The sequence below is a fragment of the Enterobacter sp. S-33 genome (assembly GCF_028735835.1).
Classification (GTDB): domain Bacteria; phylum Pseudomonadota; class Gammaproteobacteria; order Enterobacterales; family Enterobacteriaceae; genus Enterobacter; species Enterobacter vonholyi.
In genome coordinates this window covers 883,339-908,189 of the sequence record NZ_CP117838.1, presented here as the reverse complement: position 1 = coordinate 908,189, position 24,851 = coordinate 883,339, and the positions used below count along the sequence as shown (strand labels likewise).

The following is a 24,851-nucleotide window of genomic DNA, read 5'->3' as shown; positions in this document are numbered from 1 at the left end:
TCCTTAACGAATAATCATGTCATCGCGATGCACGGCAACCGGGCCATATTCATAGCCCAGAATGGCGTCGATCTGCTGCGAATGGTGACCCGCGATGCGGCGCAGGGCATCGCTGTTATAGCGGCTTACGCCGTGGGCGATGTCGCGACCTTCGAGGTTACGGATACGGATCACTTCACCACGGGAGAAGTTGCCTGTCACGCTTTTAATTCCTTTAGGAAGTAATGAACTTCCTCGTTCCAGAATCGCGGCGGTTGCCCCTTCATCGACGACGAGTTCGCCCGCAGGCGGCGCGCCAAATATCCAGCGTTTACGGTTTTCCAGCGGGGATTCCTGAGCGTGGAAGCGGGTGCCGACGGAGATGCCTTCCATCACGTCGCCAATCACGCCAGGGCGGCTGCCGGCGGCAATGATGGTGTCGATACCGGCGCGGCACGCCACGTCGGCGGCCTGCAGCTTGGTCCCCATCCCGCCCGTTCCGAGGCCGGATACGCTGTCACCGGCGATGGCGCGCAGCGCATCATCGATGCCGTGAACGTCGGTAATCAGCTCGGCTTCCGGGTTAGCGCGCGGATCGGCGGTGAACAGCCCCTGCTGATCGGTCAGAAGCAGTAATTTATCGGCGCCGGCCAGAATGGCGGCCAGCGCAGAGAGGTTATCGTTATCACCCACTTTGATTTCAGCGGTAGCAACGGCATCGTTTTCGTTAATGACCGGAACAATATTGTTGTCCAGCAGCGCGCGCAGGGTATCGCGGGCGTTCAGGAAGCGCTCTCTGTCTTCCATATCCGCACGCGTCAGCAGCATCTGCCCGACGTGAATGCCATAGATAGAGAACAGCTGTTCCCAGAGTTGAATGAGTCGGCTTTGTCCCACGGCGGCCAGCAGCTGTTTGGAGGCGATCGTCGCGGGGAGTTCGGGGTAACCCAGGTGTTCACGCCCGGCGGCAATCGCCCCGGAGGTCACAATCACAATACGATGCCCTGCGGCATGTAATTGAGCGCACTGACGTACAAGCTCAACAATGTGGGCGCGATTTAGGCGGCGCGATCCGCCTGTTAAAACACTGGTACCGAGTTTTACCACCAGCGTCTGGCTGTCACTCATGATTCTCTGCCGTTCAACGATAAGGGAAAGTAATGTCAAACGAACGTTTTAACAGGAGTCGGCCCCGTTGCCAACTGCCTTAGCACATCGCGAAACACTTTGTTGCGCGGGATCAGGAAGCGTAGCGGGAGAATTTGACAGTTTTATTACCGAAATAATAAATCACAGTTTTTTAAAATTATTCTTAGTTTGTCATAAAAGTTTCATTCCAGAACGATAAAACCCTTCCTGTTTTTTCACGGGACTTAAGCATGAGCTTATCGTCCAGCGAATTTTTTAGCGCGTTTATAAGACAGGATCGAAAATGAAAAAGAGCACTCTGGCATTAATGGTTATGGGCGTAGTGGCTTCTGCATCCGTTCACGCAGCTGAAGTTTATAATAAAAATGGTAATAAGCTGGACGTGTACGGCAAAGTGAAAGCCATGCACTACATCAGCGATGATGCTACCAAAGATGGCGATCAGACTTACGTTCGTTTCGGTTTTAAAGGCGAAACGCAGATTAACGATCAGCTGACGGGCTATGGCCGTTGGGAATCTGAATTTGCAGGTAACAAAGCCGAGAGCGACTCTACTCAGAAGACGCGTCTGGCGTTCGCAGGCCTGAAGCTGAAAAACTTTGGTTCACTGGATTACGGTCGTAACCTGGGTGCCCTGTATGACGTCGAAGCATGGACCGATATGTTCCCTGAGTTCGGTGGCGACTCTTCCGCGCAGACCGATAACTTCATGACCAAGCGTGCGACCGGTCTTGCCACTTACCGTAACACCGACTTCTTCGGCGCGGTTGACGGCCTGGACATGACCCTGCAGTACCAGGGTAAAAACGAAAACCGTGACGCCAAGAAACAGAACGGTGACGGTTTTGGTACCTCTCTGACCTATGACTTCGGCGGCAGCGATTTCGCCGTCAGCGGCGCCTACACCAACTCTGACCGCACCAACGCTCAGAACCTGCTGGCGCGTGGCCAGGGCCAGAAAGCAGAAGCCTGGGCAACCGGTCTGAAATATGATGCGAACGATATTTATCTGGCTGCAATGTATTCTGAAACGCGCAATATGACGCCAATTTCCGGTGGGTTTGCAAATAAAGCGCAGAACTTTGAAGTGGTCGCACAATATCAGTTCGACTTCGGTCTGCGCCCGTCCCTGGGTTATGTCCAGTCTAAAGGCAAAGATATCGAAGGTATTGGCGACGAAGATCTGGTCAAATATATTGACGTTGGCGCGACCTATTACTTCAACAAAAATATGTCCGCCTTTGTTGATTATAAAATCAACCAGATTGACGACAAAAATAAACTGGGCGTGAGCAGTGATGACATCGTTGCACTGGGTATGACCTACCAGTTCTAAGATTATCCGAATAAGAAAATCCCGGCAGTTGAGCCGGGATTTTTTTTGCCCGGTGGCGCTGCGCTTACCGGGCCTACGGGATAGTGCATTTTGTAGGCCGGGTAAGGCGAAGCCGCCACCCGGCGCTGTGACGCTATCAGGCAGTCAGCTTCACCGCTTCGCTGGAAAAGTCATCTGCGGGTTCGAACTTGAGATCCAGAGTCGCCAGCAGTGCGCTCGCTTTGTCGTGAAACTCTTTCAGGGTGTATTCCAGGCGGTCAATGACTTCCTGATCTTTAATGGTGGTCGCCTGCCAGTTGCCGTCTTTATTAAACAGGCCAAACTGGTAGCTATACGTAAAGCGTTTTTCCTCTGCTTCCATTTCCATCCACCAGCCCCAGAATTCACGTTTTTCGGGTGCAGGCTTCACGTTGACGCATACAGCCAGGCAGTCGAAAAAAAAGCGATTCTCTTCACACTGCTCTTCTCGAATATACGGGCCAAGAGCCATGAACTTCTTAATCAATCTACTTTTCGGGTGTCCACTCGGTAACGTCATTGCGATCTCCTTTTGTGAAGCCACTGTTTTACCAAACCAGCGAAATTTAGCAATCTATTAACACAATCTCTGAGCTATCCAGCGCGTAATCTCTTTCAGTGCTTTGTCGAAATTCTGATAGACCGGGCTGAACGGCACCTCAAGCAATTTGCCATCCGCAGATGACGAAGTGATTAAGCGCGACTCTTCTTCCGGACTGAACGGATCGTTTTTCCAGAACCCCGACAGCATCGGCGTTGGGCAGCGACGTCCCAGCAAGCCTTGCGTTTTTAACGAGTAGCGATTGAGCTCAACGCGCAGCGCTTCGTCTGATGCATCATGCATGCCAAGACGGCTGGCCAGCACATCAAGGTACATTTCAGGTACGTTGCCCTGACGGGCAGGATCGCTGAGCAGGGCGTGTACAACCGGGCCGAGGCAGGCGACGGCTTTAAGGCGAGAAGATTCAAGGTAAGCCAGACGCACCGCGACGTTCGCGCCGAAACGGAAGCCGAATGCCGCCACGCGGGTGTGGTCAACCCACGGAATGTTTTCCAGCGCTTTTAGCGCATGCTGGTGCAGCAGGCTGGAATCCTGAGTCAGTTTCCATTTGGATGAGAAACCAATTGAAGGCATATCAAGCGTCAGCATCGCGATCCCTTTTGGTGCGAAGTAGCGCTCATACAGGCTGTAATAGTCGATTTGCAGCGAATCTAGCCCGCCGCACATGAGGACGGTCGGGAACGGGCCTTCACCTTCAGGCATATGCAGGAACCCGGTGATGGATGACCCACCCGGAATGGTAAACTCGAGTTCGCGCATCTGGCCCGGCAGGCGTTGAGCTGCCTCTTCGTAAGCGCGATTCGCCAGCGCTTGTGCCTGCTCAGCCAGCTCATCACCTTTCAGATGTGGATACGCGGCAATGGCGTAGAGATTGGCCGCATGCAGCCAGTGCTTGCCGCTGCGCGTGGCATCCTCTTCCTGGCTGGCTTTTTGCTGCCAGACCATCGCCTGTTTAGACCACTCGTAGATCCAGTTTCCGCCACGGTAGCCCACCACGGTATCATAGAGTTCGCTGTCGGTACGCTCGGCTTCACTCATCACGATACGTGCCTGCACATCGAGGATTTCACGGGGGTCGATACCGCGCCAGATCCACATCAGGCGGTTAATCATGCGATACCAGTGAGGCACGTTTTTACCGTCTAACGCGGACTGGATGGCAGGCTGGGTACCCGGATTAAAGCGACGCACCAGCGTCGACGTTTCAGGATGTTTGAAACGGGGTTTGAAGAGTGTCTCGGTGAGATTCGCCTGCGTCATTGCGTTGCCTCCATGAATACGTCATATGAAGACTATTGTAACGCGTGGCAGGCCAAAAAGAACAACGCCCGACATAGCCGGGCGTGTAAAGTTACGTACTGGTATTAACGGCCTGAAATCGGCGGTACAAAGACCACGCCCATATCCCATGGCTGTTCAATCCAGGTATCCTGCGGGATATCAATCACGTAATCGTCAACCAGTGGGCGGCCAGCCGGTTTAGCGAAGATAGTGACGAAGTGCGCTTTAGGATACATTTCGCGGATAGCGACCGCAGTACCGCCGGTATCCACCAGGTCATCAATAACGATGAAGCCTTCACCGTCACCTTCCGCACGTTTCAGCACGGTCAGCTCGCGCTGGTTGTCATGGTCATAGCTGGAGATGCAAACGGTATCGACATGACGAATACCCAGCTCACGTGCCAGCAGCGCCCCCGGTACCAGACCGCCACGGCTGACGGCAATAATGCCTTTCCACTGTTCGGAAGGCATCAGACGCGCAGCCAGTTTGCGTGCGTGAATCTGCAACATGTCCCAGGTGACGACGTATTTTTCGCTCATGTGAAGTGTCCCAGCCTGTTTTTATACGGCTTAAAAAGTGTTCGAGGGGGAAATAGGTTGCGCGAGATTATAGAGATCTGACGCACTAAAAACCAGTGTTTAGCGCCCTCTGCCTGAGTTTTTACATGCTTTATGCTACCAGCCAGCAGAGAAAGTGGTATTCTCAGTTTCATCTCGCAAGCCTGACTTGTGGTAACTATTAACCTGCTAACCCTGTGACCTGCAACCCTGTTTGCAGCGCCTCGACAAGGAGACTTATCGTGTCTGAACTGTCTCAACTATCTCCGCAGCCGCTGTGGGATATTTTTGCCAAAATCTGCTCCATTCCACACCCTTCCTACCATGAAGAACAGCTTGCCGAACATATTATGGGCTGGGCGAAGGAAAAAGGTCTGCATGCTGAACGCGACCAGGTTGGCAATATTCTGATCCGCAAACCTGCAACCGCAGGCATGGAAAACCGCAAACCGGTTGTGCTGCAGGCGCACCTGGACATGGTGCCACAGAAGAACAACGACACCGTTCACGACTTCACCAAAGATCCGATTCAACCGTACATCGACGGCGACTGGGTGAAAGCACGCGGCACCACGCTGGGCGCGGATAACGGCATCGGTATGGCCTCTGCGCTGGCGGTGCTGGCCGACGACAGCGTTGAGCACGGTCCACTGGAAGTGCTGCTGACCATGACCGAAGAAGCGGGCATGGACGGCGCTTTCGGTCTGCAGGCGAACTGGCTGCAGGCGGATATCCTGATCAACACCGACTCAGAAGAAGAAGGCGAGATCTACATGGGCTGCGCGGGCGGGATTGATTTTATCTCTACCCTGCCGCTGTCTCGCGAAGCGATACCTGCGGGCTTCCAGACCTTCAAGCTGACGCTGAAAGGGCTGAAAGGCGGCCACTCCGGCGGCGATATTCACCTGGGTCTGGGCAACGCCAACAAGCTGCTGGCACGCTTCCTGGCAGGCCATGCGGCCGAGTTGGATCTGCGTCTGGTGGATTTCAACGGCGGTACCCTGCGTAACGCGATCCCACGCGAAGCGTTCGCCACCGTAGCGGTTCCAGCAGCAAAAGCGGACGAGCTGAAAAAACTCTCCACCGTATACCTGGATATCCTGAAAAACGAACTGTCGGCGAAAGAGAAGAACCTGACCGTAGTGCTGGAATCTGTTTCTACAGATAAAGCCGCGCTGACCGTACAGTCTCGTGACTCCTTCGTTCAGCTGCTGAACGCGACGCCAAACGGCGTGATCCGCAACTCTGACGTGGCGAAAGGCGTGGTGGAAACCTCACTGAACGTGGGCGTGGTGACCATGAGCGACGACAGCGCGGAAATCATCTGCCTGATCCGCTCGCTGATCGACAGCGGTAAAGAGTACGTGGTGAGCATGCTGGAATCTCTGGGCACGCTGGCGGGCGCGAAAACGTCTGCAAAAGGCAGCTACCCGGGCTGGCAGCCGGATGCAAGCTCTCCGGTGATGGCGCTGGTGCGTGAAACTTACCAGCGTCTGTTCAACAGCACGCCAAACATTCAGGTGATCCACGCGGGTCTGGAATGTGGTCTGTTCAAGAAACCGTATCCGGATATGGATATGGTGTCCATCGGGCCAACCATTACCGGTCCACACTCGCCGGATGAGCAGGTTCATATCGAAAGCGTCGGTCACTACTGGACGCTGCTGACTGAACTGCTGAAAGCGATCCCTGCGAAATAACATCTTCATCCCAGCCCTCTTCCTGTGGAAGAGGGTGAAAAATCCAGGCCCGGTAAGCGTAGCGCCACTGGGCTTTTTTACAATCCCAGAACCAGCTGTCGCTCTAGCTGCGGATCCAGCAGCGTGACGTGCAATCCCACCAGCCTTACCCCTCGCCCGCCCCGGCGCTCTTCCCATGCCTTTTTTGCCGTCGCGATAAGATCGTCTTTATTCAGTCGCGGCCAGACGTGTTCCTGCGTGGTCTGCTGGAAGTCGTTGAATTTTAATTTGATACCCTGACGGGCAATCAGCAGGTCCGGCTTCACCTTGATTAAACGCCGTTCCAGCTCCGGATAAAGCTGTTCCGTGATGATCATTTCGCATTCAGACCAGTCATGTATATCTTCAATGAGGGTGCGCTCAACGCCGACGGATTTACGGAGCCGCTCGCTGTTCACATCGCGATCGTCAATTCCCTGGCTGCGCTCCCACAGCACGCGGCCAAACTTCCCGAAACGCTTGAGCAGCATGGCTAGATCGCTTTGCTGCACGTCTTCACAGGTCCGTAGCCCCATGCTTTCCAGCTTTGCGGCAGAAACTTTTCCTACCCCGGGGATTTTGCCGAGCGGCAGCGTTTTTAAAAATGCAGGCACCTCTTCCGGTGTGATGACGTACTGACCGTTGGGCTTATTTAAATCGGAGGCGATTTTGGCAAGGAATTTAACGGGCGCGACGCCCGCCGACGCCGTCAGATTCAGCTCGTTGAAAATCGTCTGGCGGATCTCCTTCGCCATCAGCGTGGCGGAGCCGTGGCAGTGAACGCTGTCGGTCACGTCCAGATAGGCTTCGTCGAGCGACAGCGGCTCTATGAGAGAGGTATAGCGGGAGAAGATTTCCCGGATGTGAAGGGAAGCCTCTTTATAGGCTTCAAACCGGCCGGGCAGAAGCGTGAGATGAGGACAAAGCTTTAAGGCCATCGCCGTCGGCATGGCGCTGCGCACGCCAAATTTGCGCGCAGGATAGTTGGCGGTGCTGATGACGCCACGCTGAACGCGGCTGCCGCCAATGGCGATGGGAATATCCCGCAGCGCCGGGTTGTCTCGCATCTCCACTGCGGCAAAAAAGCAGTCCATATCAACATGGATTATTTTGCGCATAGTATGCCCTCACTTATCACTGGATAAGTATACAGTAAACAAATGAGGGTTGAGAAGCGTGCGTGGAAATTGTCGGGTGACGGCTTCGCCTTACCCGACAGACAAGACTAAATAATGCGCTGCTGCTCGCGCGCCATCCTTTTCTTCCGCGCATCGCACGGTTCCGGGCAGTCGCAGACCTTCTCCATACCAATGGAGGAAATACCGCCGCAGCTGCCCTGAATGCTTTTCCGCTTAACGATCCAGCCTAACGACATGCCGAAGATGACAAGCACAAAAACCACAAAGGTTGCCAGAAACGTCAGCATCATCAGCCTCCAAAGTCGTCGAGCAAGATGCTCTCATCTTCGACACCGAGATCTTTCAGCATCTTAATCACGGCGGCGTTCATCATCGGCGGGCCACACATATAGAACTCGCAGTCCTCGGGTGCCGGGTGCTGTTTGAGGTAGTTTTCATACAGCACGTTGTGGATGAACCCCGTATAGCCCGTCCAGTTATCTTCCGGCTGCGGATCGGAAAGCGCAACGTGGAAGGTAAAGTTCGGGTTTTCACGCGCCAGCTGTTCAAACTCGTCGTCGTAGAACATTTCGCGCAGCGAGCGCGCCCCGTACCAGAAGCTGATTTTACGCTTGCTGCCGAGCCGCTTGAGCTGGTCAAAAATGTGCGAGCGCATCGGGGCCATACCGGCACCGCCGCCGATAAAGACCATCTCCGCGTCGGTATCTTTCGCGAAGAACTCCCCGAACGGACCGGAGATGGTCACCTTATCGCCCGGCTTCAGGGACCAGATGTATGACGACATCACACCCGGCGGCGCATCCGGCACATTCGGTGGCGGCGTGGCGATACGCACGTTGAGCATGATAATGCCCTTCTCCTCCGGGTAGTTGGCCATCGAGTAGGCGCGCAGCGTCGGCTCTTTTACCTCGGATACAAAGCGGAAGAGATTGAATTTGTCCCAGTCGGCGCGGTACGCCTGCGGAACGTCGAAGTCCGCATATGCCACGGTATGCTCAGGACACTCAATCTGAATGTATCCGCCGGCGCGGAACGGGACATCTTCCCCTTCCGGTACCCGCAGCTTCAGCTCTTTGATAAAGGTGGCTTTGTTATCATTAGAGATAACTTCACATTCCCATTTTTTGACGCCGAAAATCTCTTCCGGCAGTTCAATCTTCATGTTCTGACGCACTGCGACCTGACAGGCCAGACGGCAGCCCTCTTTTGCATCACGCTTAGTGATATGCGCCAGCTCGGTGGGCAGAATATCGCCACCGCCCTCTTTTACCGTCACGCGGCACTGCCCGCAGGAGCCGCCGCCGCCGCAGGCTGAGGAGACAAAAATACCGTTACCGGAGAGCGTGTTGAGCAGTTTATCTCCCGCAGGCGTGCGGATCTGACTCTGCGGGTCGTCGTTAATATCAATCACCACGTCGCCGGAATTCACCAGCTTCGCCCGCGCTGCCAGAATGAGTCCTGACAGCACCAGTACGATCAGCGTGAACATCACCACGCCAAGAATAATTTCCATCTGTTAGCCCTTATAGCTGCACACCGGAGAAGGACATAAAGCCCAGCGCCATCAGACCGGTGGTGATAAAGGTGATCCCTAAGCCACGCAGACCCGCAGGCACGTTGGCATATTTCATTTTCTCGCGGATCCCCGCCATGGTGACAATCGCCAGCATCCAGCCGATGCCGGAACCAAAACCGTACACCACGGATTCACTGAAGTTGTAATCACGCTGAACCATAAACGAGACGCCACCAAAGATGGCGCAGTTCACCGCGATCAGCGGGAGGAAGATCCCCAGCGCGTTGTACAGCGACGGGAAGTACTTATCGAGGATCATCTCGAGGATTTGCACCAGCGCCGCGATCACCCCGATAAAGGTGATGAAATTCAGGAAGCTGAGATCAACCCCCTCCACCAGTGCGCCGTCACGCAGCACAAAGTTGTAGACCAGATTGTTAATCGGAACCGAAAGCCCCAACACAACGGTGACCGCCACGCCCAGCCCAAATGCCGTGGAGACCTTTTTAGACACGGCAAGGAACGTACACATGCCGAGGAAAAACGCTAGCGCCATGTTTTCAACAAACACAGCCCGCACAAACAAACTCAGGTAATGAGCCATCGTCGGTTACTCCTTTTCCTGCTGTTCTGGTCTCAACGTACGAATCAGCCAGATCAACAAACCGATAATGAAAAATGCGCTAGGGGCCAGCAGGAACAGGCCGTTTGGCAGATACCAGCCGCCGTTCTGCACCGTGTCCAGCACCGTGATGCCAAACAGCTTGCCGCTGCCAATCAGCTCGCGCAGAAACCCAACCGTAAGCAGGATCACGCCGTAGCCGAGGCCGTTGCCGATGCCGTCCATAAAGCTCGCCAGCGGCGGCATTTTCATGGCGTAGGCTTCCGCACGCCCCATGACGATACAGTTAGTGATAATCAGCCCGACAAACACCGAGAGCTGTTTGGAGGTTTCATAGGCAAAGGCGCGCAGCAGCTGATCGACCACGATCACCAGCGAGGCGATGATCGCCATCTGGACGATGATCCTCACGCTGTTGGGGATGTGGTGGCGGATCATCGAGATAAACATGCTGGAGAACGCCGTGACCAGCGTAACCGCCAGCGTCATCACTACCGCCGTTTCCAGCTTCGTCGTTACCGCCAGAGCAGAACAGACGCCCAGCACCTGCAGCGTGATCGGGTTATTGGCGAGCAGTGGGCCAATGAGTACTTTTTTGACTTCTTTCAGTTCACCGGTATCAGCCATTGTTCAGCGCTCCTTCACGTACGTTTTTCAGGAAAGGACCAAAGCCCAGCTCGCCCATCCAGAAATCAAAACTGTGCTGCACGCCTTTTGATGTGAGCGTGGCGCCGGAAAGCCCGTCAACGGCGTAGTCGTCACCGGGACGAGCCGCCCCTTTCATCACCTTCAGCGCAGGCAGGCCGTTATCGTCGAGCACTTTCTTGCCGACAAACTGTGCCCGCCAGTTAGGGTTCTCAACTTCACCACCCAGCCCCGGGGTTTCGCCCTGGTCGTAATACGTAATGCCTTTGACCGTGCGGCCATCGGTATCAAGAGCGACAAAGGCATACATCATTGACCACAGACCATTACCGTAAATAGGCAGTACCACTTCCTGAATGCGTTTTTGGGGATCGCGAACCAGATAAACTTCGGCAAGGTTGCTGCGACGCTTAATCCCCGCGGGATCCTGGGATGCCTCCAGCGTCAGGCTCATCTGCGGATCTTTAAGCGCCAGCGCCTGGTTGAATTTTGCCGGGTCTTTATCGAGCAGTTCACCCGTTTTTAAATCCACCAGACGCGCCGAAATACGTTCAGCAAAGACGGCAGAAACGTCGTCTGCGCTCATTCCTTCCTGCATCAGCCCGGCGACGGCCAGAATGTTGCGCTGTTTATCCAGCGCACGTTGCTCCTGCTGCAGGGGTTTTAACCCCACGGCAGAGCCGGCTACGACAATGGAGCAGACCAGGCAGAGCACCAGCACCACCAGCAGCGTTTTGCTGATGCTGTCGTTATTTTTTACTTCAGCCACGCGCCTTCCTCCGCTTGATGTTGGCCCGCACCACCAGGTAATCGAAGAGTGGCGCAAACAGATTGGCAAACAGAATGGCCAGCATCATCCCCTCCGGGTACGCCGGGTTGACCACGCGGATCAGGACACACATTGCGCCAATGAGCACGCCATAGCTCCATTTACCTTTGTCAGTGAAGGAGGCCGAGACCGGGTCGGTTGCCATGAACATCATGCCGAACGCGAAGCCACCCAGCACCAGATGCCAGTACCACGGCATGGAGAACATCGGATTGGTGGTCGAACCGATAACGTTGAACAGGGTGGCGGTCAGCACCATGCCGATCATCACGCCCGCAACAATTCGCCAGGAGGCCACGCGGCCAAAAAGAATGATCGCGCCGCCGAGCAAAATCATCAGCGTAGAGACTTCTCCGATGGAGCCCGGAATGTTGCCAATAAAGGCATCAAACCAGGTCACGGGCTGACCCGTCGCGTTGTTCACCAGCGTTTCGCCGCCGTGTGCGGCCCATTGTGAAAGCGGCGTCGCGCCGGAAAAACCGTCTGCCGCCGTCCAGACCAGATCGCCTGAGATTTGCGCCGGATAGGCAAAGAAGAGGAACGCACGTCCCGCCAGCGCCGGATTGAGGAAGTTTCGCCCGGTGCCGCCGAAAATTTCTTTAGCAATGACCACGCCGAAACTGATGCCCAGCGCCGCCTGCCAGAGCGGTAAGGTTGGCGGGACAATCAGGGCAAACAGAATCGAGGTCACGAAGAAACCTTCGTTGATCTCATGTTTACGGATGATGGCGAACAGCACTTCCCAGAAGCCACCCACGATAAATACCGTGATGTAAATCGGCAGGAAGAACACCGCGCCCAGCGTCATCATGCTCAGCCAGCCCGCGTCTGCAGCAAAGCTTACCCCTAGCGACTGCGCCAGGCGGTAGTGCCAGTCAGACTGGATCACCTGCGCCAGCTGCTGGGCATCGTACATATGGTGCAGCGCCGGAATGGTCTGCAGACCGACGTTGTACATGCCCCAGAACATCGCCGGGAAGACCGCAAACCATACCAGGATCATCATGCGCTTAAGGTCGATGGCATCGCGAACGTGCGCCGCCCCTTTCGTCACCAGCCCCGGCGTGTAGAAAATAGTCGTCGTGGCTTCATACAACGGGTAGTACTTTTTGAGCTTCCCTTCGGTAAAGTGCGGCTCAATTTTTTCAAAGAGGTGTTTTAAGCCCATCGGTTATCCTTCCTGCTCAATGCGGGTTAACACCTCGCGCAATACCGGTCCATATTCGTATTTGCCCGGACAGACATAAGTACAGAGCGCCAGATCTTCTTCGTCCAGTTCCAGACAGCCCAGCGCCTGCGCGCTATCGGTATCCCCAGCGAGCAGATCGCGCAGCAGCATGGTAGGCAGAATATCCAGCGGCATGACGCGCTCGTAGTTGCCAATCGGGACCATGGCGCGCTCGCCGCCGTGCGTGCTGGTCGAGAAGCTAAACAGCTTATTACGCAGGAAGTGGCCCAGCGTAGTCCGGGTGACGGAGTATTTTTCCGCACCGGGCAGCACCCAGCCGAACAGCTCTTTTTCGCGCCCTTCCTGCACAATGCTGACCTGCAGATGGAAACGTCCCAGATACGCGTGCGCATTGACAGCATGGCGGCCACTGAGGACCGAACCGGAAATCAGGCGGTTTTCACCCTCTTTCATTTCCCCCACCAGCAGTTCATTGATGTCTGCCCCCAGCAGCGTCTTCACCAGGCGCGGGTTTGCAGCCTGCGGTCCACCGATGGCGATTATCCGTTCAGCGCAGAGTTCACCAGTGGTGAAAAGCTTACCGATGGCGATGACGTCCTGATAATTAAGGTGCCAGACCTGTTTCGTCAGGCTTACTGGCTCAAGGAAATGGATGTGCGTCCCGACCAGCCCCGCCGGATGCGGGCCAGCAAACTCATTAAACGTGACCTGCCCTTGCGGATGCCCCCCAAGCTTGCCGCCGCCGGCCTGGCAAACGTGGACTTTCCCCGAAGTCAGGCGGGTTAAAACGGTCAGTCCGGCATCAAAGGCTTTGCGCTGCGCCAGAATAACCGGCTGCGGATCCACGCTGAGCGGGTTGGTGTCGATTGCCGTGACGAAAATCGCGGCCGGTTCCGTGCCCGGAACAGGGGATTTGCTGAAGGGACGCGTACGAAGCGCGGTCCATAAACCGGACGCCAGAAGCTGAGCCTGAACGGCGTCACGGTTCAGCGCAGCGAGTTCTGCGGCGTCATAATGGGCAAACTCACGCTTTTCATCGCCTTCAATGCGGATAACCACCGACTGCAGAACGCGCCGTTCGCCACGGTTGATGGCCACAACGGTGCCGCTCGTGGGGGCCGTGAACATCACGCCGGGATTTTTTTTGTCCTCGAAGAGCGCCTGTCCTTTGATCACGCGATCGCCCTCCTGTACCAGCATTGAAGGGCGCATTCCCAGATAGTCGTCGCCCAAAATGGCGACATGACGGACGCTTGCGCCTGTCGAAACGTGCTGCGCGGGCATGCCTGCAATCGGCAGATCAAGTCCTTTTTTTATTTTAAACATGTGGTTAGCAGGTTTCCATGAACAACAATCCAGTGGGCGCAAAGTGTAACATTTTCCCCTTTCCGCGGGCAGGGTATCCGCCATTGCGCGCGCCAAATTGCGAGCTAATGCGCAAAGTTTCTGGAACCATCGCAATTTTGATGGTTTATTAAGTAAAACTAATTTGTAAACTCACCGCCCGGCTCTTGCGAAAATCTATAGCGGTGCTAATGTGAGCGCTCCTAACAGAATAATCTGATTTCGGGTCTCTTTTGCCGTCCTGGCAAGTTGGTCATGGTTTTATCAAGGAACTAGTAGTATGCGTAAAATCGCATTGTTCATTGCGATGCTTCTGATTCCGTGCATGTCGTTTGCCGGACTGCTCAGCAGTAATAGCTCAACGACGCCGGTCAGCAAGGAATATAAACAGCAGTTAATGGGATCGCCGGTTTATATTCAGATCTTCAAGGAAGAGCGCACTCTCGATCTGTTTGTGAAGATGGGCGAGACATATCAGCTGCTTGATAGTTACAAAATTTGTAACTACTCCGGCGGACTGGGGCCAAAACAGCGTCAGGGCGATTTCAAAAGTCCGGAAGGGTTCTACAACGTTCAGCGCAGCCAGCTCAAGCCTGACAGCCGCTTCTATAAAGCCATTAACATCGGCTTCCCGAATGCCTATGACCGTGCACACGGTTATGAAGGTAAATATCTGATGATCCACGGTGCCTGCGTGTCTATCGGCTGTTATGCGATGACCGACTCCGGCATTGATGAGATTTTCCAGTTCGTGACGGGCGCGCTGGTCTTTGGGCAGCCTAACGTTCAGGTCAGCATCTATCCGTTCCGCATGACGGACGCCAACATGGCGCGTCACAAATATTCTTACTACGCGGATTTCTGGAAACAGCTGAAGCCAGGGTACGACTATTTTGAGCAGACCCACAAGCCGCCGGTGGTCTCTATCGTAGATGGCCGTTACGTGGTCAGCAAACCGCTGAGCCACGAAGTCGTCCATCCACAGCTGGCGTCAAATTACACGGTCCCCGAGACAAAATAGCACCCACTCGCCTGGCATAATCTTTTGCCAGGTTTCGTTGCCCGTCAGCGGCTGCGTTGCGATAACAGTGACCACATCGTTCGGTGTGGTCTCCTTCTGAAAATCTATCTCCACATCCTGATCGAGAAGCGTCGCAACGCCAAACGGCGCACGGCGGGTGATCCAGAACAGATTCGTCGAGCAGAACGCCATCACATAGCGGCCGTCAGAGAGCAGCATGTTGAACACGCCTTTTTCGCGCAGCTCCGATGCCAGCGTCGCGATGTATTTGAACACGGCGGCCATGTTGCCGGGCGTGCGGGGATAGCGCTCCGTCAGCTTGTGCAGCAGCCAGCAGAAGGCTTTTTCGCTGTCCGTCTCGCCGACCGGGCGGAAATTGCCCGTCTCCAGAGATTTATAGCCCGTGAGTTGCCCGTTGTGCGCATAGGTCCAGTTACGGCCCCACAGCTCGCGGGTAAACGGATGGGTATTTTCCAGCGCCACTTCGCCGCGGTTAGCCTGGCGGATGTGGGCGATCACCGAGCGGGACTTGATGGGGTAGTCCTGCACCAGTTTGGCAATCGGTGAATTAAAGCTGGGCTGTGGATCTTTGAACGTGCGACATCCTTTGCCTTCGTAGAAGGTGATGCCCCAGCCGTCTTTATGCGGCCCGGTTCCTCCACCGCGCTGCACCAGCCCGGTGAAACTAAAGCAGATATCGGTTGGCACATTCGCGCTCATCCCGAGCAGTTCGCACATACATCACCTCCACAACTGCGGGGGCAAGAATGCCCCCAGCGAAGTCTTACTTAGCCATCTCTTTTTCGATCAGCTGGATCAGGATGTGGATCACTTTGATGTGAATTTCCTGAATGCGGTCAGCATAACCGAAGTGCGGAACGCGAATTTCGACATCCGCCGTACCGTCCATCTTACCGCCATCTTTACCTGTCAGAGTGATGACTTTCATCCCTTTTTCACGCGCGGCGGCGATCGCTTTGATCACGTTGCCGGAGTTACCGGAGGTAGAAATCCCCAGCAGCACGTCGCCTTCACGGCCTACCGCTTCAACATAGCGGGAAAAGATGTGGTCGTAACCGAAGTCGTTGCCCACGCAGGAGATATGACTCACGTCGGAAATCGCAATCGCCGGGTAGCCAGGACGGTTTTCGCGATAGCGTCCGGTCAGCTCTTCTGCGAAGTGCATCGCGTCACAGTGAGAGCCGCCGTTACCGCAGGAGAGCACTTTGCCACCCGCTTTGAAGCTGTCGGCCAGCAGGACCGCTGCGCGCTGAATAGCGTGAATATTGGCATCATCTTTCAGAAAGTTAGCCAGCGTTTCCGCCGCTTCGTTCAGTTCGTTACGAATAAGATCCTGGTACATGAGGATAATCCTTCAGTATTGATGAAATAACACAGTGGAGTGTACCGGATAGCGGGAAAAGCGAGAAGCTAAAGCCATGCGAATCGTCCGGCGTTTTGATTTTTTGTGCCGGCTAAAACACGAACAATGTGAACCAGGTTGTAATTATTTTGTAAACACATTGCTAAAGGAATTCACATCAACTACAACCATATCATCACAAGTGGTCAGACCTCCTACAAGCAAGGGAGCTTTTCTTTATGATGATTTTGAGCATTCTCGCAACCGTTGTTCTGCTCGGTGTGTTGTTCTATCACCGCGTGAGTTTATTCCTGAGCAGCCTGATTCTTCTGGCCTGGACGGCTGCGCTTGGCGTCGCAGGCCTCTGGAATATCTGGCTTTTAGTCCCTCTTGCCATCATTCTTCTGCCGTTTAACTTTGCCCCGATGCGTAAATCAATGATCTCTGCGCCGGTGTTCAAGGGCTTTCGCAAAGTGATGCCGCCAATGTCGCGTACCGAGAAAGAAGCGATTGACTCAGGCACTACCTGGTGGGAAGGCGATCTGTTCCAGGGCAACCCGGACTGGAAAAAGCTGCATAACTATCCGCAGCCGCGCCTGACCGCTGAAGAACAGGCCTTTATTGACGGCCCGGTTGAAGAAGCGTGCCGCATGGCAAACGACTTTGCCATCACCCATGAAATGGCCGACCTGCCGCCGGAACTGTGGGCGTACCTGAAAGAGCATCGCTTCTTCGCGATGATCATTAAGAAAGAGTACGGCGGCCTGGAGTTCTCCGCCTACGCTCAGGCTCGCGTCCTGCAAAAGCTGGCGGGCGTCTCCGGGATCCTGGCGATTACCGTTGGCGTGCCTAACTCCTTAGGCCCGGGCGAACTGCTGCAGCATTACGGTACTGAAGAGCAGAAAGATCACTACCTGCCGCGTCTGGCACGCGGTCAGGAAATCCCTTGCTTCGCGCTGACCAGCCCGGAAGCGGGCTCCGATGCGGGCGCGATCCCGGATACCGGCGTGGTCTGCATGGGCGAGTGGCAGGGCGAGCAGGTACTGGGCATGCGCCTGACCTGGAACAAGCGTTATATCACCCTGGCGCCTATCGCCACCGTGCTGGGTCTGGCCTTTAAGCTCTCTGATCCGGAAAGACTGCTGGGCGGCGAAGAAGATCTGGGCATTACCTGTGCGCTGATCCCAACCTCTACCCCAGGCGTTGAAATTGGTCGTCGTCACTTCCCGCTGAACGTACCGTTCCAGAACGGTCCGACCCGCGGCCAGGATATCTTTGTACCGATTGACTATATCATCGGTGGTCCGAAAATGGCCGGTCAGGGCTGGCGTATGCTGGTGGAATGTCTGTCTGTGGGCCGCGGCATTACACTGCCGTCGAACTCAACCGGCGGTCTGAAGTCTGTGGCGATGGGGATTGGTGCCTACGCGCACATCCGTCGTCAGTTCAAAATCTCCATCGGAAAGATGGAAGGTATCGAAGAGCCGCTGGCGCGTATCGCGGGCAACGCCTACGTGATGGACGCTGCCGCCACGCTGATTACCTACGGCATTATGCTGGGCGAAAAACCAGCCGTACTGTCGGCCATTGTGAAGTACCACTGTACCCACCGCGCGCAGCAGTCAATTATTGACGCGATGGATATCGCGGGCGGTAAAGGCATTATGCTCGGCGAAGGAAACTTCCTGGCGCGCGGCTATCAGGGCGCACCGATTGCCATCACCGTGGAAGGGGCAAACATCCTGACCCGCAGCATGATGATCTTCGGTCAGGGCGCAATTCGCTGCCATCCGTACGTGCTGGAAGAGATGGCCGCTGCGCAGAACAACGACGTGGATGCCTTCGATAAGCTGCTGTTCAAACATATCGGTCACGTGGGCAGCAACAAGGTACGTAGCTTCTGGCTGGGCCTGACGCGCGGTCTTACCAGCGCCACGCCGACCGGCGATGCAACCAAACGTTATTACCAGCATCTGAACCGTCTGAGCGCCAACCTGGCCCTGCTGTCTGACGTCTCCATGGCGGTGCTGGGCGGCAGCCTGAAGCGTCGCGAGCGTATCTCTGCCCGTCTGGGCGATGTGTTGAGCCAGATCTTCCTGGCCTCTGCGGTCCTGAAACGCTACGACGATGAAGGCCGTCAGGAAGCGGATCTGCCGCTGGTACACTGGGGCGTTCAGGATGCGATGTATCAGGCTGAACAGGCGATTGACGATCTGCTGGCAAACTTCCCGAACCGCTTCGTGGCGGGTGCCCTGCGCGCGGTGATCTTCCCGACCGGTCGTCACCATCTGGCGCCGTCCGACAAGCTGGACCACAAGGTGGCGAAGATCCTGCAGGTTCCGAGCGCAACCCGCTCCCGCATCGGTCGCGGTCAGTATCTGGCACCGACGCAGCATAACCCGGTGGGTCTGCTGGAAGAGGCGCTGCTGGACGTGATGGCTGCCGACCCGATTCATCAGAGGATCTGTAAACAGCTGGGCAAAAACCTGCCGTTTACCCGTCTGGACGAACTGGCAAAACAGGCGCTCGCCGGCGGTATTATCAATAAAGACGAAGCCGCCCTGCTGCTGAAAGCCGAAGAGAGCCGTCTGCGCAGCATTAACGTGGATGATTTCGAACCGGACGAGCTGGCGACGCAGCCGGTAAAGCTGCCGGAGAAGCACCGCAAACCTGAAGCGGCATAACGCGTTTCGCTTATACAAACCCCGCCTCGCGCGGGGTTTTTTATTGCCACATTTTCTCGTTATGTCGTGCTACAGTGTCAAAAAGTGGTCGTTTGAGGAGTCTGAATTGTGCCTGGTCTGAAGATTTCTATTTTGCAGCAACCTTTAGTGTGGATGGATGGCCCCGCCAACCTGCGCCACTTTGATCGTCAACTGGAAGACATTACCGGGCGTGATGTGATTATCCTGCCGGAAATGTTCACCACCGGCTTCGCCATGGAAGCGGCAAAACAGTCAATGCCTCAGGATGAGGTGGTCGCCTGGATGCACGCCAAAGCGCAGCAGACCAACGCGCTGATTGCCGGAAGCGCCGCTCTGCAGACCGAACGCGGGCCGGTGAACCGCTTCCTGCTGGTGGAGCCGGAAGGGAAAGTGCATTTCTACGATAAACGCCACCTGTTCCGCATGGCGGATGAGCATCATCACTATGAAGCCGGTAACGAGCGCGTGGTGTTTGAATGGCGCGGCTGGCGTATTTTGCCGCTGGTCTGCTACGACCTGCGTTTCCCGGTGTGGTCGCGTAACCGCAACGATTACGACCTGGCGCTGTATGTTGCCAACTGGCCTGCACCGCGCTCCCTGCACTGGCAGTCGCTGCTGGTGGCGCGCGCGATAGAGAACCAGGCGTACGTGGTGGGCTGCAACCGCGTGGGGACGGACGGTAACGGGCATCACTATCGCGGCGACAGCCGGGTGGTGAATCCGCAGGGCGAGATCATCGCCACCGCCGAGCCGCACCAGGCAACGCGCATTGATGCCGAACTGTCGTTGACGGCGCTGAAGGAGTACCGGGAGAAGTTCCCGGCGTGGCAGGATGCGGATCCGTTTAGCATTGAGTGAAATTATCCCCTCACCCAGCCCCTCTCCCAAAGGGAGAGGGAGGATAAAATATTAACTCACCAGCGCCTGCCCGTCCTTGCGGCTTTCCGTCGCGGCCACGTAGTGTCCTTCCGGCAGGCGGTAAATTACCTGCGCGCCACCGAAGTTGTAATCCTGAAGCGGATCTTCCACCACAATCTGATGTCCGCGCTCGCGCAGGGCGGAAATCGTGTTGCGATCGAACGTCGATTCAACGATCACCTCCCTGCCCTGCACCACGCGCCAGCGCGGGGCGTCGATTGCCGCCTGCGGGTTTTGCCCGTGCAGCATAATGCGCAGCGCCATCTGCATGTGCCCCTGCGCCTGCATCGGGCCGCCCATCACGCCGAAGGTCATCAGCGGCTGGCCGTTGCCGTCCATCGCAAAGCCCGGAATGATGGTGTGGAACGGGCGCTTGCTGCCCGCCAGCGCGTTCGGATGACTGGGATCAAGCGAAAAACCACAGCCCCGGTTTTGCAGGCTGATGCCGGTGTCAGGCACCACGATGCCTGATCCAAAGCCCATATAGTTGGACTGAATAAACGAGACCATCATTCCGCTGGCGTCCGCGCTGCTGATGTAGACCGTGCCGCTCTGGGTCGGGGAACCGTAGACAAAATCGGACGCCTTGTCATGATCGATAAGCGCCGCGCGTGACTTAAGATAATGGTCGCTCAGCAGCTCTTTCGCCGCGAACGCCATATGGTCTTCATCCGCCACGTAGCGGTCGAGATCCGCCAGCGCCAGCTTCATCGCCTCAATGGACAGGTGCAGGGACTGCACGGAATCCGGATGATGCTTCTCAATGCCGCACTGCTCAAGAATGCCGAGCGCAATCAGCGTGGCGATCCCCTGGCCGTTTGGCGGCAGCTCCTGCACCGAACCGCCCGCGAAGTCGCGCGACAGCAGCTCTACCCAGTCCACGCGATGGCTCGCCAGATCCTCGGCCGTCAGGTGCGCGCCATGCTCTTTGGCGAAGGCAGCAATTTTCTGCGCCAGCTCGCCGCGGTAAAAGGCTTCGCCGTTGGTGCGGGCGATCAGCTCCAGCGAGTTCGCCTGCGCCGGGTTACGGAAGATTTCCCCCACGCGCGGGGCGCGGCCTTCCGGCGCGAAGCAGGCGCTGAAGCCCGGCTGATCTTTCAGCTTGCTATAGCCGCGCTGCCAGAGATGCCCAATCAGCGGGGAGACCGGGAAACCGTTGCGCGCGTAGTCAATGGCAGGCTGCGCCAGCGTGGTCAGCGGCAGCGTGCCGAAGCGTTCCGCCAGCGCGACCCAGCCGGATACCGCCCCCGGCACGGTCACCGCGTCCCAGCCGATTTCCGGCACCGCGGTTTTACCGGCAAACAGATCCGCATGCCAGCTCGCAGGCGAACGACCGGAGGCGTTCAGGCCGTGCAGCTTTTCACCGTCCCAGACGATGGCAAAGGCGTCGCTGCCGATCCCGTTACCGGTCGGCTCTACCACCGTCAGCGCCATCGCGGTGGCAATGGCCGCATCAACGGCGTTGCCGCCCAGCTGCAGCATCTTCATCCCCGCCTGCGCCGCCAGGGGTTGCGACGTGGCAACAGCATTATGGCCCATCATTGGCGGGCGTCGTGAAGCGTAACCGGACGTAAAATCAAGCGCTTTGGTCATCATGACTCCTTAGTCGTGGCGCGGATCGAGCGCATCGCGCAGCCCGTCGCCAAGTAAATTAAAGCCCTGCACGGCAAGGAAAATCGCCACGCCGGGGAAAACAGACATCCACGGCGCCTGCTCAAGAAACCCTTTCGCGGTGTTGAGCATTGAGCCCCAGGACGGATTGGGCGGCTGCTGCCCCAGCCCTAAAAACGACAGGCTGGCTTCGGCGATAATCGCTGAGGCAATCGCCAGCGTGGCCTGCACCAGGATCGGCGACATCACGTTGGGCAGGACGTATTTGATGATGATCCAGCGATCCGGCAGGCCAATCGCCCGCGCGCCGTCGATATACTCTTCGTTGCGAATAGCGATCACCTGACCGCGCGTCAGGCGGGCGAAGATCGGCATCGCCGAAAGACCGATGGCGATCATGGCGTTCGTCAGGCTCGGGCCCAAAAACGCCCCCAGCGCGATCGCCATGATCAGGAACGGACACGCCAGCAGCGCCTCGATAAACCGCGAGATCACGCCATCCCACATCTTCTGGAAGTAGCCCGCCACCAGCCCCAGCGGCACGCCGATAACCACCGCGATAACGACCGACATACAGCCCGCCATCAGCGAGGTGCGCGCCCCCCAGATAATGCGGGATAGAATGTCGCGCCCCAGTTCGTCGGTGCCGAACCAGTACATCGCCGACGGCGCTTTGCGCACCGCCAGGAAGTTAGCTTTAACCGGATCGAACGGGGCGATCCACGGCGCCAGCAGCGCCACCAGCACAAAGAAACCCACCACCACCGCGCCGATCACCGCGCTTTTATTGCCGAGGAATTTCTTCAGCACCCGGTTTTGCGCCCGCGGCAGCGCGGGCACAACGGTTTGCGTCGTCAGTTCCGCCATGGTTACCCTCGCATTTTCGGATTGATAAGGACGTAGAGCACGTCCGCCAGCAGGTTGAGCATCAGGAAGCCGATTGCCACAATCAGCACTACGCCCTGCACCACCGCGTAGTCACGGTTGAACACCGAGTCGACGATCATCTTGCCGAAGCCCGGAATGGTGAAAACCTGCTCGGTCAGCACCGCGCCGCCCAGCAGCTCGCCGAACAGCAGCGTGGTGAGGGTAATTACCGGCACCAGCGCGTTGCGAAAGGCGTGCTTCAGGATCACCGCTTTCGGCAGTAGCCCTTTCGCCCGCGCGGTGCGGATATAGTCCGCCTTCAGCACGGCAATCATCGAGGCGCGGGTGTGGCGCATCAGCGTTGCCGCGAGACCCGTTCCGAGCACGGATGCGGGGAGCAGCAGCGTGCGCAGGTTCTGGAGCGGATCTTCACTGAACGGCACATAGCCGGACGCGGGGAGCCACTGCAGGTTTACCGAAAAGACCAGAATCAGCAGGATCCCCAGCCAGAAGTGCGGGATCGAGATCCCCGAGATCGCCACGAAGTTCGCCCCGTGATCGACCCAGCTGTTTTTGTTCACCGCCGCGAGGATCCCCATGCTGATGCCAAACACCAGCGCGATAATCATCGCCAGCAGCGACAGCTCCAGCGTGACCGGCAGCTTGCTGGCGATCAGCTGCATCACCGGTTCATGCGTACGTAAGGAGACGCCCAGATCGCCCTGCAGCGCCCGCGTCAGCCAGTGGAAATACTGCACGGGGATCGGCGCATCGAGATTCAGCTCCGCACGCAGCTGGGCGATGACCGCCGGATCGCGCTCCTCGCCGGCCATGGCAATCAGCGGGTCACCGGGCAGCAGCTTTTGCAGCCCGAATACCATCATGCTCACCAGCAGTAGCGTCGGAATAGCCAGCAGCAGACGTTTGCAAATCAGTTCCAGCATGGGTTCTCCTCAGGACGTTTATTTCGCCAGCGTCAAACCCGCCAGACGCACGATGCCGTCCGGGTATGGCTTAAAGCCCTGCACGCTTTTGTTCAGACCGAAAATGCGCGGCTCGAAGTAGAGGTAGGCAATCGGCATATCCGTTTGCAGCTGCTTCACCACCTTGTCGTACAGCGGCTGGCGTGCGGCCTGGTCGGTGCTCTGGCGCGCCTGGATCAGCCACTCATCGACCTGCGCGTTGCTGTAGCGGCCATCGTTAAGCGTGCCTTTGCTGTTGATAAAGCCGTAGATGCTGCCGTCCGGATCCGGGCGTCCCGACCAGCCGGAGAAGCTCAGCTGATAATCCCCGCTCTGCTGGCGGTCCAGCAGCGTGGCGAATTCGGTCATCTGCAGGTTCAGGTTAAAGCCCGCCTCGGCGACCATCGCCTGCAGCACCTGCCCCACCTGCTGTGAGGTGGGGTTGTTCGGCACCAGCAGGTTGACGGTCAGCGGCGCGCTGACGCCTGCCGCTTTGAGCAGGGCTTTGGCTTTATCGACGTCACGCGGCGGAACCGGCAGATTCACGTGATACGGGCTGACCGGTGAAAACGCCTGGTTGGCTGGCGTATACAGCCCTTCAAAGACCACCTGGTTTAGCGCATCGCGGTCGATAGCCTGAGAAAATGCCTCGCGCACGCGGGCATCTTTGAACGGGTCGTTGGCCGGCACCTTGCCGTTGTTGATGTTGAAGGTAATGCCCTGATAGCCCAGGCCGGTTACCTTCGCCAGCGCCAGCTTGCTGTCGGCTTCGACGGTTTTAACGTCGCTGGCGGCGATGCCTTCGGTCAGGTCGAGATCCCCCGCGCGCAGGTTCGCCAGACGCACGGAGGCATCAGGGATCGGCAGATAGATAATTTTGTCGAAGTGGTAGGCGTCTTTGTTCCAGTAGTTGTCGAAGCGGCTCAAAACGATGCGGTCCTGGGACACGCGGCTGTCGAATTTATACGGGCCGGAGCAGACAGGATGGGCGGCAAAGTCAGGCTTTTTCGCCGCCTCAGGGGCCATCATCGCGCCCGCGCGGTCGGTGAGCTGCATCAGCAGCGCGGCATCAGGAGTTTTCAGGTGCAGCGCAATCTGCATCGGGCCGGTGACCTCTACCGATTCAACGGAGGAGATCTCGCTTTTACGCAGAGAGCCTTTTAAGGTCAGGGCGCGGTCGAGGTTGTATTTCGCGGCGGCGGCATCGAATTTCTCTCCGTCATGGAAGGTGACGCCTTCGCGCAGATCCATGGTCAGCGTTTTGCCGTCGGCGCTCCAGGCCCACGATTTCGCGAGACCTGGCACGACCTTCAGATGCTCGTCGACGTCCACCAGCCTGTCGCACAGGGAGGCAAACACGAAGCGGCCATAGTAGGTGCGCGCCAGGTGCGGGTCGAGCATGTCCGGGTCTGCTCCCAGGCCGATTCGCAGCACGCTTTCAGAATGAGCGGGCAGCGCCGCGCCAAGCAACATAACACTTCCCAGTACGGTCAAAAGAGAATTACGGATTGTCATTA

The 24,851-nt window shown here is 56.8% G+C and carries 23 protein-coding genes; 5 read left to right on the top strand and 18 right to left on the bottom strand.

The window, feature by feature from the left end; translation table 11 throughout:
- Positions 1-3 precede the first annotated feature (3 nt).
- A complete protein-coding gene (proB, locus tag PUP35_RS04220) occupies positions 4-1,107 on the bottom strand; it encodes a glutamate 5-kinase (protein ID WP_021242883.1) in 1,104 nt (367 codons plus the stop codon).
- Positions 1,108-1,411: 304 nt separating this feature from the next.
- Here proB and phoE point away from each other — a divergent pair, with 304 nt between their 5' ends.
- On the top strand, positions 1,412-2,464 hold the full coding sequence (gene phoE, locus PUP35_RS04215; RefSeq protein ID WP_111965853.1) for a phosphoporin PhoE: 1,053 nt from the start codon (positions 1,412-1,414) through the stop codon (positions 2,462-2,464).
- Positions 2,465-2,600: 136 nt separating this feature from the next.
- Here the strand turns inward: phoE and crl are convergent, their stop codons facing one another.
- From crl to gpt, 3 genes are all read right to left on the bottom strand, one after another.
- Positions 2,601-3,002 (bottom strand): sigma factor-binding protein Crl, encoded by a 402-nt coding sequence (crl, locus tag PUP35_RS04210; RefSeq protein ID WP_008500249.1) that lies wholly within the window; start codon positions 3,000-3,002, stop codon positions 2,601-2,603.
- Positions 3,003-3,059: 57 nt separating this feature from the next.
- A complete protein-coding gene (gene frsA / locus PUP35_RS04205) occupies positions 3,060-4,304 on the bottom strand; it encodes an esterase FrsA (RefSeq protein ID WP_115874300.1) in 1,245 nt (414 codons plus the stop codon).
- Between the two features lie 104 nt (positions 4,305-4,408).
- Complete coding sequence (gpt, locus tag PUP35_RS04200; RefSeq protein WP_010427903.1) at positions 4,409-4,867, bottom strand: xanthine phosphoribosyltransferase; 459 nt, start codon at positions 4,865-4,867, stop codon at positions 4,409-4,411.
- Between the two features lie 260 nt (positions 4,868-5,127).
- Here gpt and pepD point away from each other — a divergent pair, with 260 nt between their 5' ends.
- Positions 5,128-6,585, top strand: coding sequence for a cytosol nonspecific dipeptidase (gene pepD, locus PUP35_RS04195; RefSeq protein WP_115874299.1), 1,458 nt, complete (start codon positions 5,128-5,130; stop codon positions 6,583-6,585).
- A 77-nt stretch (positions 6,586-6,662) separates the two neighbouring features.
- Here the strand turns inward: pepD and dinB are convergent, their stop codons facing one another.
- From dinB to PUP35_RS04155, 8 genes are all read right to left on the bottom strand, one after another.
- A complete protein-coding gene (gene dinB / locus PUP35_RS04190) occupies positions 6,663-7,721 on the bottom strand; it encodes a DNA polymerase IV (RefSeq protein WP_111965857.1) in 1,059 nt (352 codons plus the stop codon).
- Between the two features lie 107 nt (positions 7,722-7,828).
- Positions 7,829-8,032, bottom strand: coding sequence for a (Na+)-NQR maturation NqrM (nqrM, locus tag PUP35_RS04185; RefSeq protein ID WP_023615899.1), 204 nt, complete (start codon positions 8,030-8,032; stop codon positions 7,829-7,831).
- Positions 8,032-9,255, bottom strand: coding sequence for an NADH:ubiquinone reductase (Na(+)-transporting) subunit F (nqrF, locus tag PUP35_RS04180; RefSeq protein WP_274242160.1), 1,224 nt, complete (start codon positions 9,253-9,255; stop codon positions 8,032-8,034). Before nqrF ends, nqrM begins: the two co-directional genes overlap by 1 nt.
- Before the next feature lie 10 nt (positions 9,256-9,265).
- On the bottom strand, positions 9,266-9,862 hold the full coding sequence (nqrE, locus tag PUP35_RS04175) for an NADH:ubiquinone reductase (Na(+)-transporting) subunit E (RefSeq protein ID WP_023334613.1): 597 nt from the start codon (positions 9,860-9,862) through the stop codon (positions 9,266-9,268).
- 6 nt (positions 9,863-9,868) lie between these two features.
- On the bottom strand, positions 9,869-10,507 hold the full coding sequence (locus tag PUP35_RS04170) for an NADH:ubiquinone reductase (Na(+)-transporting) subunit D (RefSeq protein WP_008500256.1): 639 nt from the start codon (positions 10,505-10,507) through the stop codon (positions 9,869-9,871).
- Positions 10,500-11,294, bottom strand: coding sequence for a Na(+)-translocating NADH-quinone reductase subunit C (locus tag PUP35_RS04165; RefSeq protein ID WP_111965859.1), 795 nt, complete (start codon positions 11,292-11,294; stop codon positions 10,500-10,502). Before PUP35_RS04165 ends, PUP35_RS04170 begins: the two co-directional genes overlap by 8 nt.
- Positions 11,287-12,522 carry an NADH:ubiquinone reductase (Na(+)-transporting) subunit B gene (locus tag PUP35_RS04160; RefSeq protein WP_047653269.1) on the bottom strand — a complete coding sequence of 412 codons (1,236 nt, stop codon included), beginning with the start codon at positions 12,520-12,522 and terminating at the stop codon, positions 11,287-11,289. Before PUP35_RS04160 ends, PUP35_RS04165 begins: the two co-directional genes overlap by 8 nt.
- 3 nt (positions 12,523-12,525) lie before the next feature.
- Positions 12,526-13,869 (bottom strand): Na(+)-translocating NADH-quinone reductase subunit A, encoded by a 1,344-nt coding sequence (locus PUP35_RS04155; RefSeq protein WP_274242159.1) that lies wholly within the window; start codon positions 13,867-13,869, stop codon positions 12,526-12,528.
- A gap of 298 nt (positions 13,870-14,167) precedes the next feature.
- On the opposite strand from PUP35_RS04155, the gene dpaA reads away from it, so the two are divergent.
- Positions 14,168-14,908 carry a peptidoglycan meso-diaminopimelic acid protein amidase gene (gene dpaA, locus PUP35_RS04150; protein WP_111965861.1) on the top strand — a complete coding sequence of 247 codons (741 nt, stop codon included), beginning with the start codon at positions 14,168-14,170 and terminating at the stop codon, positions 14,906-14,908.
- Here dpaA and PUP35_RS04145 read toward each other — a convergent pair.
- Both PUP35_RS04145 and lpcA read right to left on the bottom strand, forming a co-directional pair.
- Positions 14,879-15,646: a class II glutamine amidotransferase gene (locus PUP35_RS04145; RefSeq protein WP_010427885.1), complete on the bottom strand. Its 768-nt coding sequence runs from the start codon at positions 15,644-15,646 to the stop codon at positions 14,879-14,881. The genes dpaA and PUP35_RS04145 overlap by 30 nt on opposite strands.
- Before the next feature lie 46 nt (positions 15,647-15,692).
- Positions 15,693-16,271 carry a D-sedoheptulose 7-phosphate isomerase gene (gene lpcA / locus PUP35_RS04140; protein ID WP_021242877.1) on the bottom strand — a complete coding sequence of 193 codons (579 nt, stop codon included), beginning with the start codon at positions 16,269-16,271 and terminating at the stop codon, positions 15,693-15,695.
- Positions 16,272-16,510: 239 nt separating this feature from the next.
- On the opposite strand from lpcA, the gene fadE reads away from it, so the two are divergent.
- Positions 16,511-18,955: an acyl-CoA dehydrogenase FadE gene (fadE, locus tag PUP35_RS04135; RefSeq protein ID WP_274242158.1), complete on the top strand. Its 2,445-nt coding sequence runs from the start codon at positions 16,511-16,513 to the stop codon at positions 18,953-18,955.
- A gap of 108 nt (positions 18,956-19,063) precedes the next feature.
- Positions 19,064-19,834 (top strand): amidohydrolase, encoded by a 771-nt coding sequence (locus PUP35_RS04130; protein WP_274242157.1) that lies wholly within the window; start codon positions 19,064-19,066, stop codon positions 19,832-19,834.
- A gap of 51 nt (positions 19,835-19,885) precedes the next feature.
- On the opposite strand, the gene PUP35_RS04125 is transcribed toward PUP35_RS04130, so the two are convergent.
- The 4 genes from PUP35_RS04125 to PUP35_RS04110 are packed head-to-tail and all read right to left on the bottom strand — an operon-like array spanning position 19,886 to position 24,849.
- Entirely contained in the window at positions 19,886-21,487 is a 1,602-nt protein-coding gene (locus PUP35_RS04125; protein WP_127732733.1) for a gamma-glutamyltransferase family protein, read from the bottom strand.
- A gap of 9 nt (positions 21,488-21,496) precedes the next feature.
- Complete coding sequence (locus PUP35_RS04120; RefSeq protein ID WP_111965866.1) at positions 21,497-22,372, bottom strand: ABC transporter permease; 876 nt, start codon at positions 22,370-22,372, stop codon at positions 21,497-21,499.
- Positions 22,373-22,374: 2 nt separating this feature from the next.
- Entirely contained in the window at positions 22,375-23,316 is a 942-nt protein-coding gene (locus PUP35_RS04115) for an ABC transporter permease (protein WP_274242156.1), read from the bottom strand.
- A gap of 18 nt (positions 23,317-23,334) precedes the next feature.
- Complete coding sequence (locus PUP35_RS04110) at positions 23,335-24,849, bottom strand: ABC transporter substrate-binding protein (protein ID WP_274242155.1); 1,515 nt, start codon at positions 24,847-24,849, stop codon at positions 23,335-23,337.
- Between the last annotated feature and the right edge of the window lie 2 nt (positions 24,850-24,851).

Coding starts and splice junctions, on each gene's coding strand:
- proB (WP_021242883.1), bottom strand. CDS start 1,107: ATGAGTGACAGCCAGACGCTGGTGGTAAAACTCGGTACCAGTGTTTTA.
- phoE (WP_111965853.1), top strand. CDS start 1,412: ATGAAAAAGAGCACTCTGGCATTAATGGTTATGGGCGTAGTGGCTTCT.
- crl (WP_008500249.1), bottom strand. CDS start 3,002: ATGACGTTACCGAGTGGACACCCGAAAAGTAGATTGATTAAGAAGTTC.
- frsA (WP_115874300.1), bottom strand. CDS start 4,304: ATGACGCAGGCGAATCTCACCGAGACACTCTTCAAACCCCGTTTCAAA.
- gpt (WP_010427903.1), bottom strand. CDS start 4,867: ATGAGCGAAAAATACGTCGTCACCTGGGACATGTTGCAGATTCACGCA.
- dinB (WP_111965857.1), bottom strand. CDS start 7,721: ATGCGCAAAATAATCCATGTTGATATGGACTGCTTTTTTGCCGCAGTG.
- nqrM (WP_023615899.1), bottom strand. CDS start 8,032: ATGATGCTGACGTTTCTGGCAACCTTTGTGGTTTTTGTGCTTGTCATC.
- nqrF (WP_274242160.1), bottom strand. CDS start 9,255: ATGGAAATTATTCTTGGCGTGGTGATGTTCACGCTGATCGTACTGGTG.
- nqrE (WP_023334613.1), bottom strand. CDS start 9,862: ATGGCTCATTACCTGAGTTTGTTTGTGCGGGCTGTGTTTGTTGAAAAC.
- PUP35_RS04170 (WP_008500256.1), bottom strand. CDS start 10,507: ATGGCTGATACCGGTGAACTGAAAGAAGTCAAAAAAGTACTCATTGGC.
- PUP35_RS04160 (WP_047653269.1), bottom strand. CDS start 12,522: ATGGGCTTAAAACACCTCTTTGAAAAAATTGAGCCGCACTTTACCGAA.
- PUP35_RS04155 (WP_274242159.1), bottom strand. CDS start 13,869: ATGTTTAAAATAAAAAAAGGACTTGATCTGCCGATTGCAGGCATGCCC.
- dpaA (WP_111965861.1), top strand. CDS start 14,168: ATGCGTAAAATCGCATTGTTCATTGCGATGCTTCTGATTCCGTGCATG.
- PUP35_RS04145 (WP_010427885.1), bottom strand. CDS start 15,646: ATGTGCGAACTGCTCGGGATGAGCGCGAATGTGCCAACCGATATCTGC.
- lpcA (WP_021242877.1), bottom strand. CDS start 16,271: ATGTACCAGGATCTTATTCGTAACGAACTGAACGAAGCGGCGGAAACG.
- fadE (WP_274242158.1), top strand. CDS start 16,511: ATGATGATTTTGAGCATTCTCGCAACCGTTGTTCTGCTCGGTGTGTTG.
- PUP35_RS04125 (WP_127732733.1), bottom strand. CDS start 21,487: ATGACCAAAGCGCTTGATTTTACGTCCGGTTACGCTTCACGACGCCCG.
- PUP35_RS04120 (WP_111965866.1), bottom strand. CDS start 22,372: ATGGCGGAACTGACGACGCAAACCGTTGTGCCCGCGCTGCCGCGGGCG.
- PUP35_RS04115 (WP_274242156.1), bottom strand. CDS start 23,316: ATGCTGGAACTGATTTGCAAACGTCTGCTGCTGGCTATTCCGACGCTA.
- PUP35_RS04110 (WP_274242155.1), bottom strand. CDS start 24,849: ATGACAATCCGTAATTCTCTTTTGACCGTACTGGGAAGTGTTATGTTG.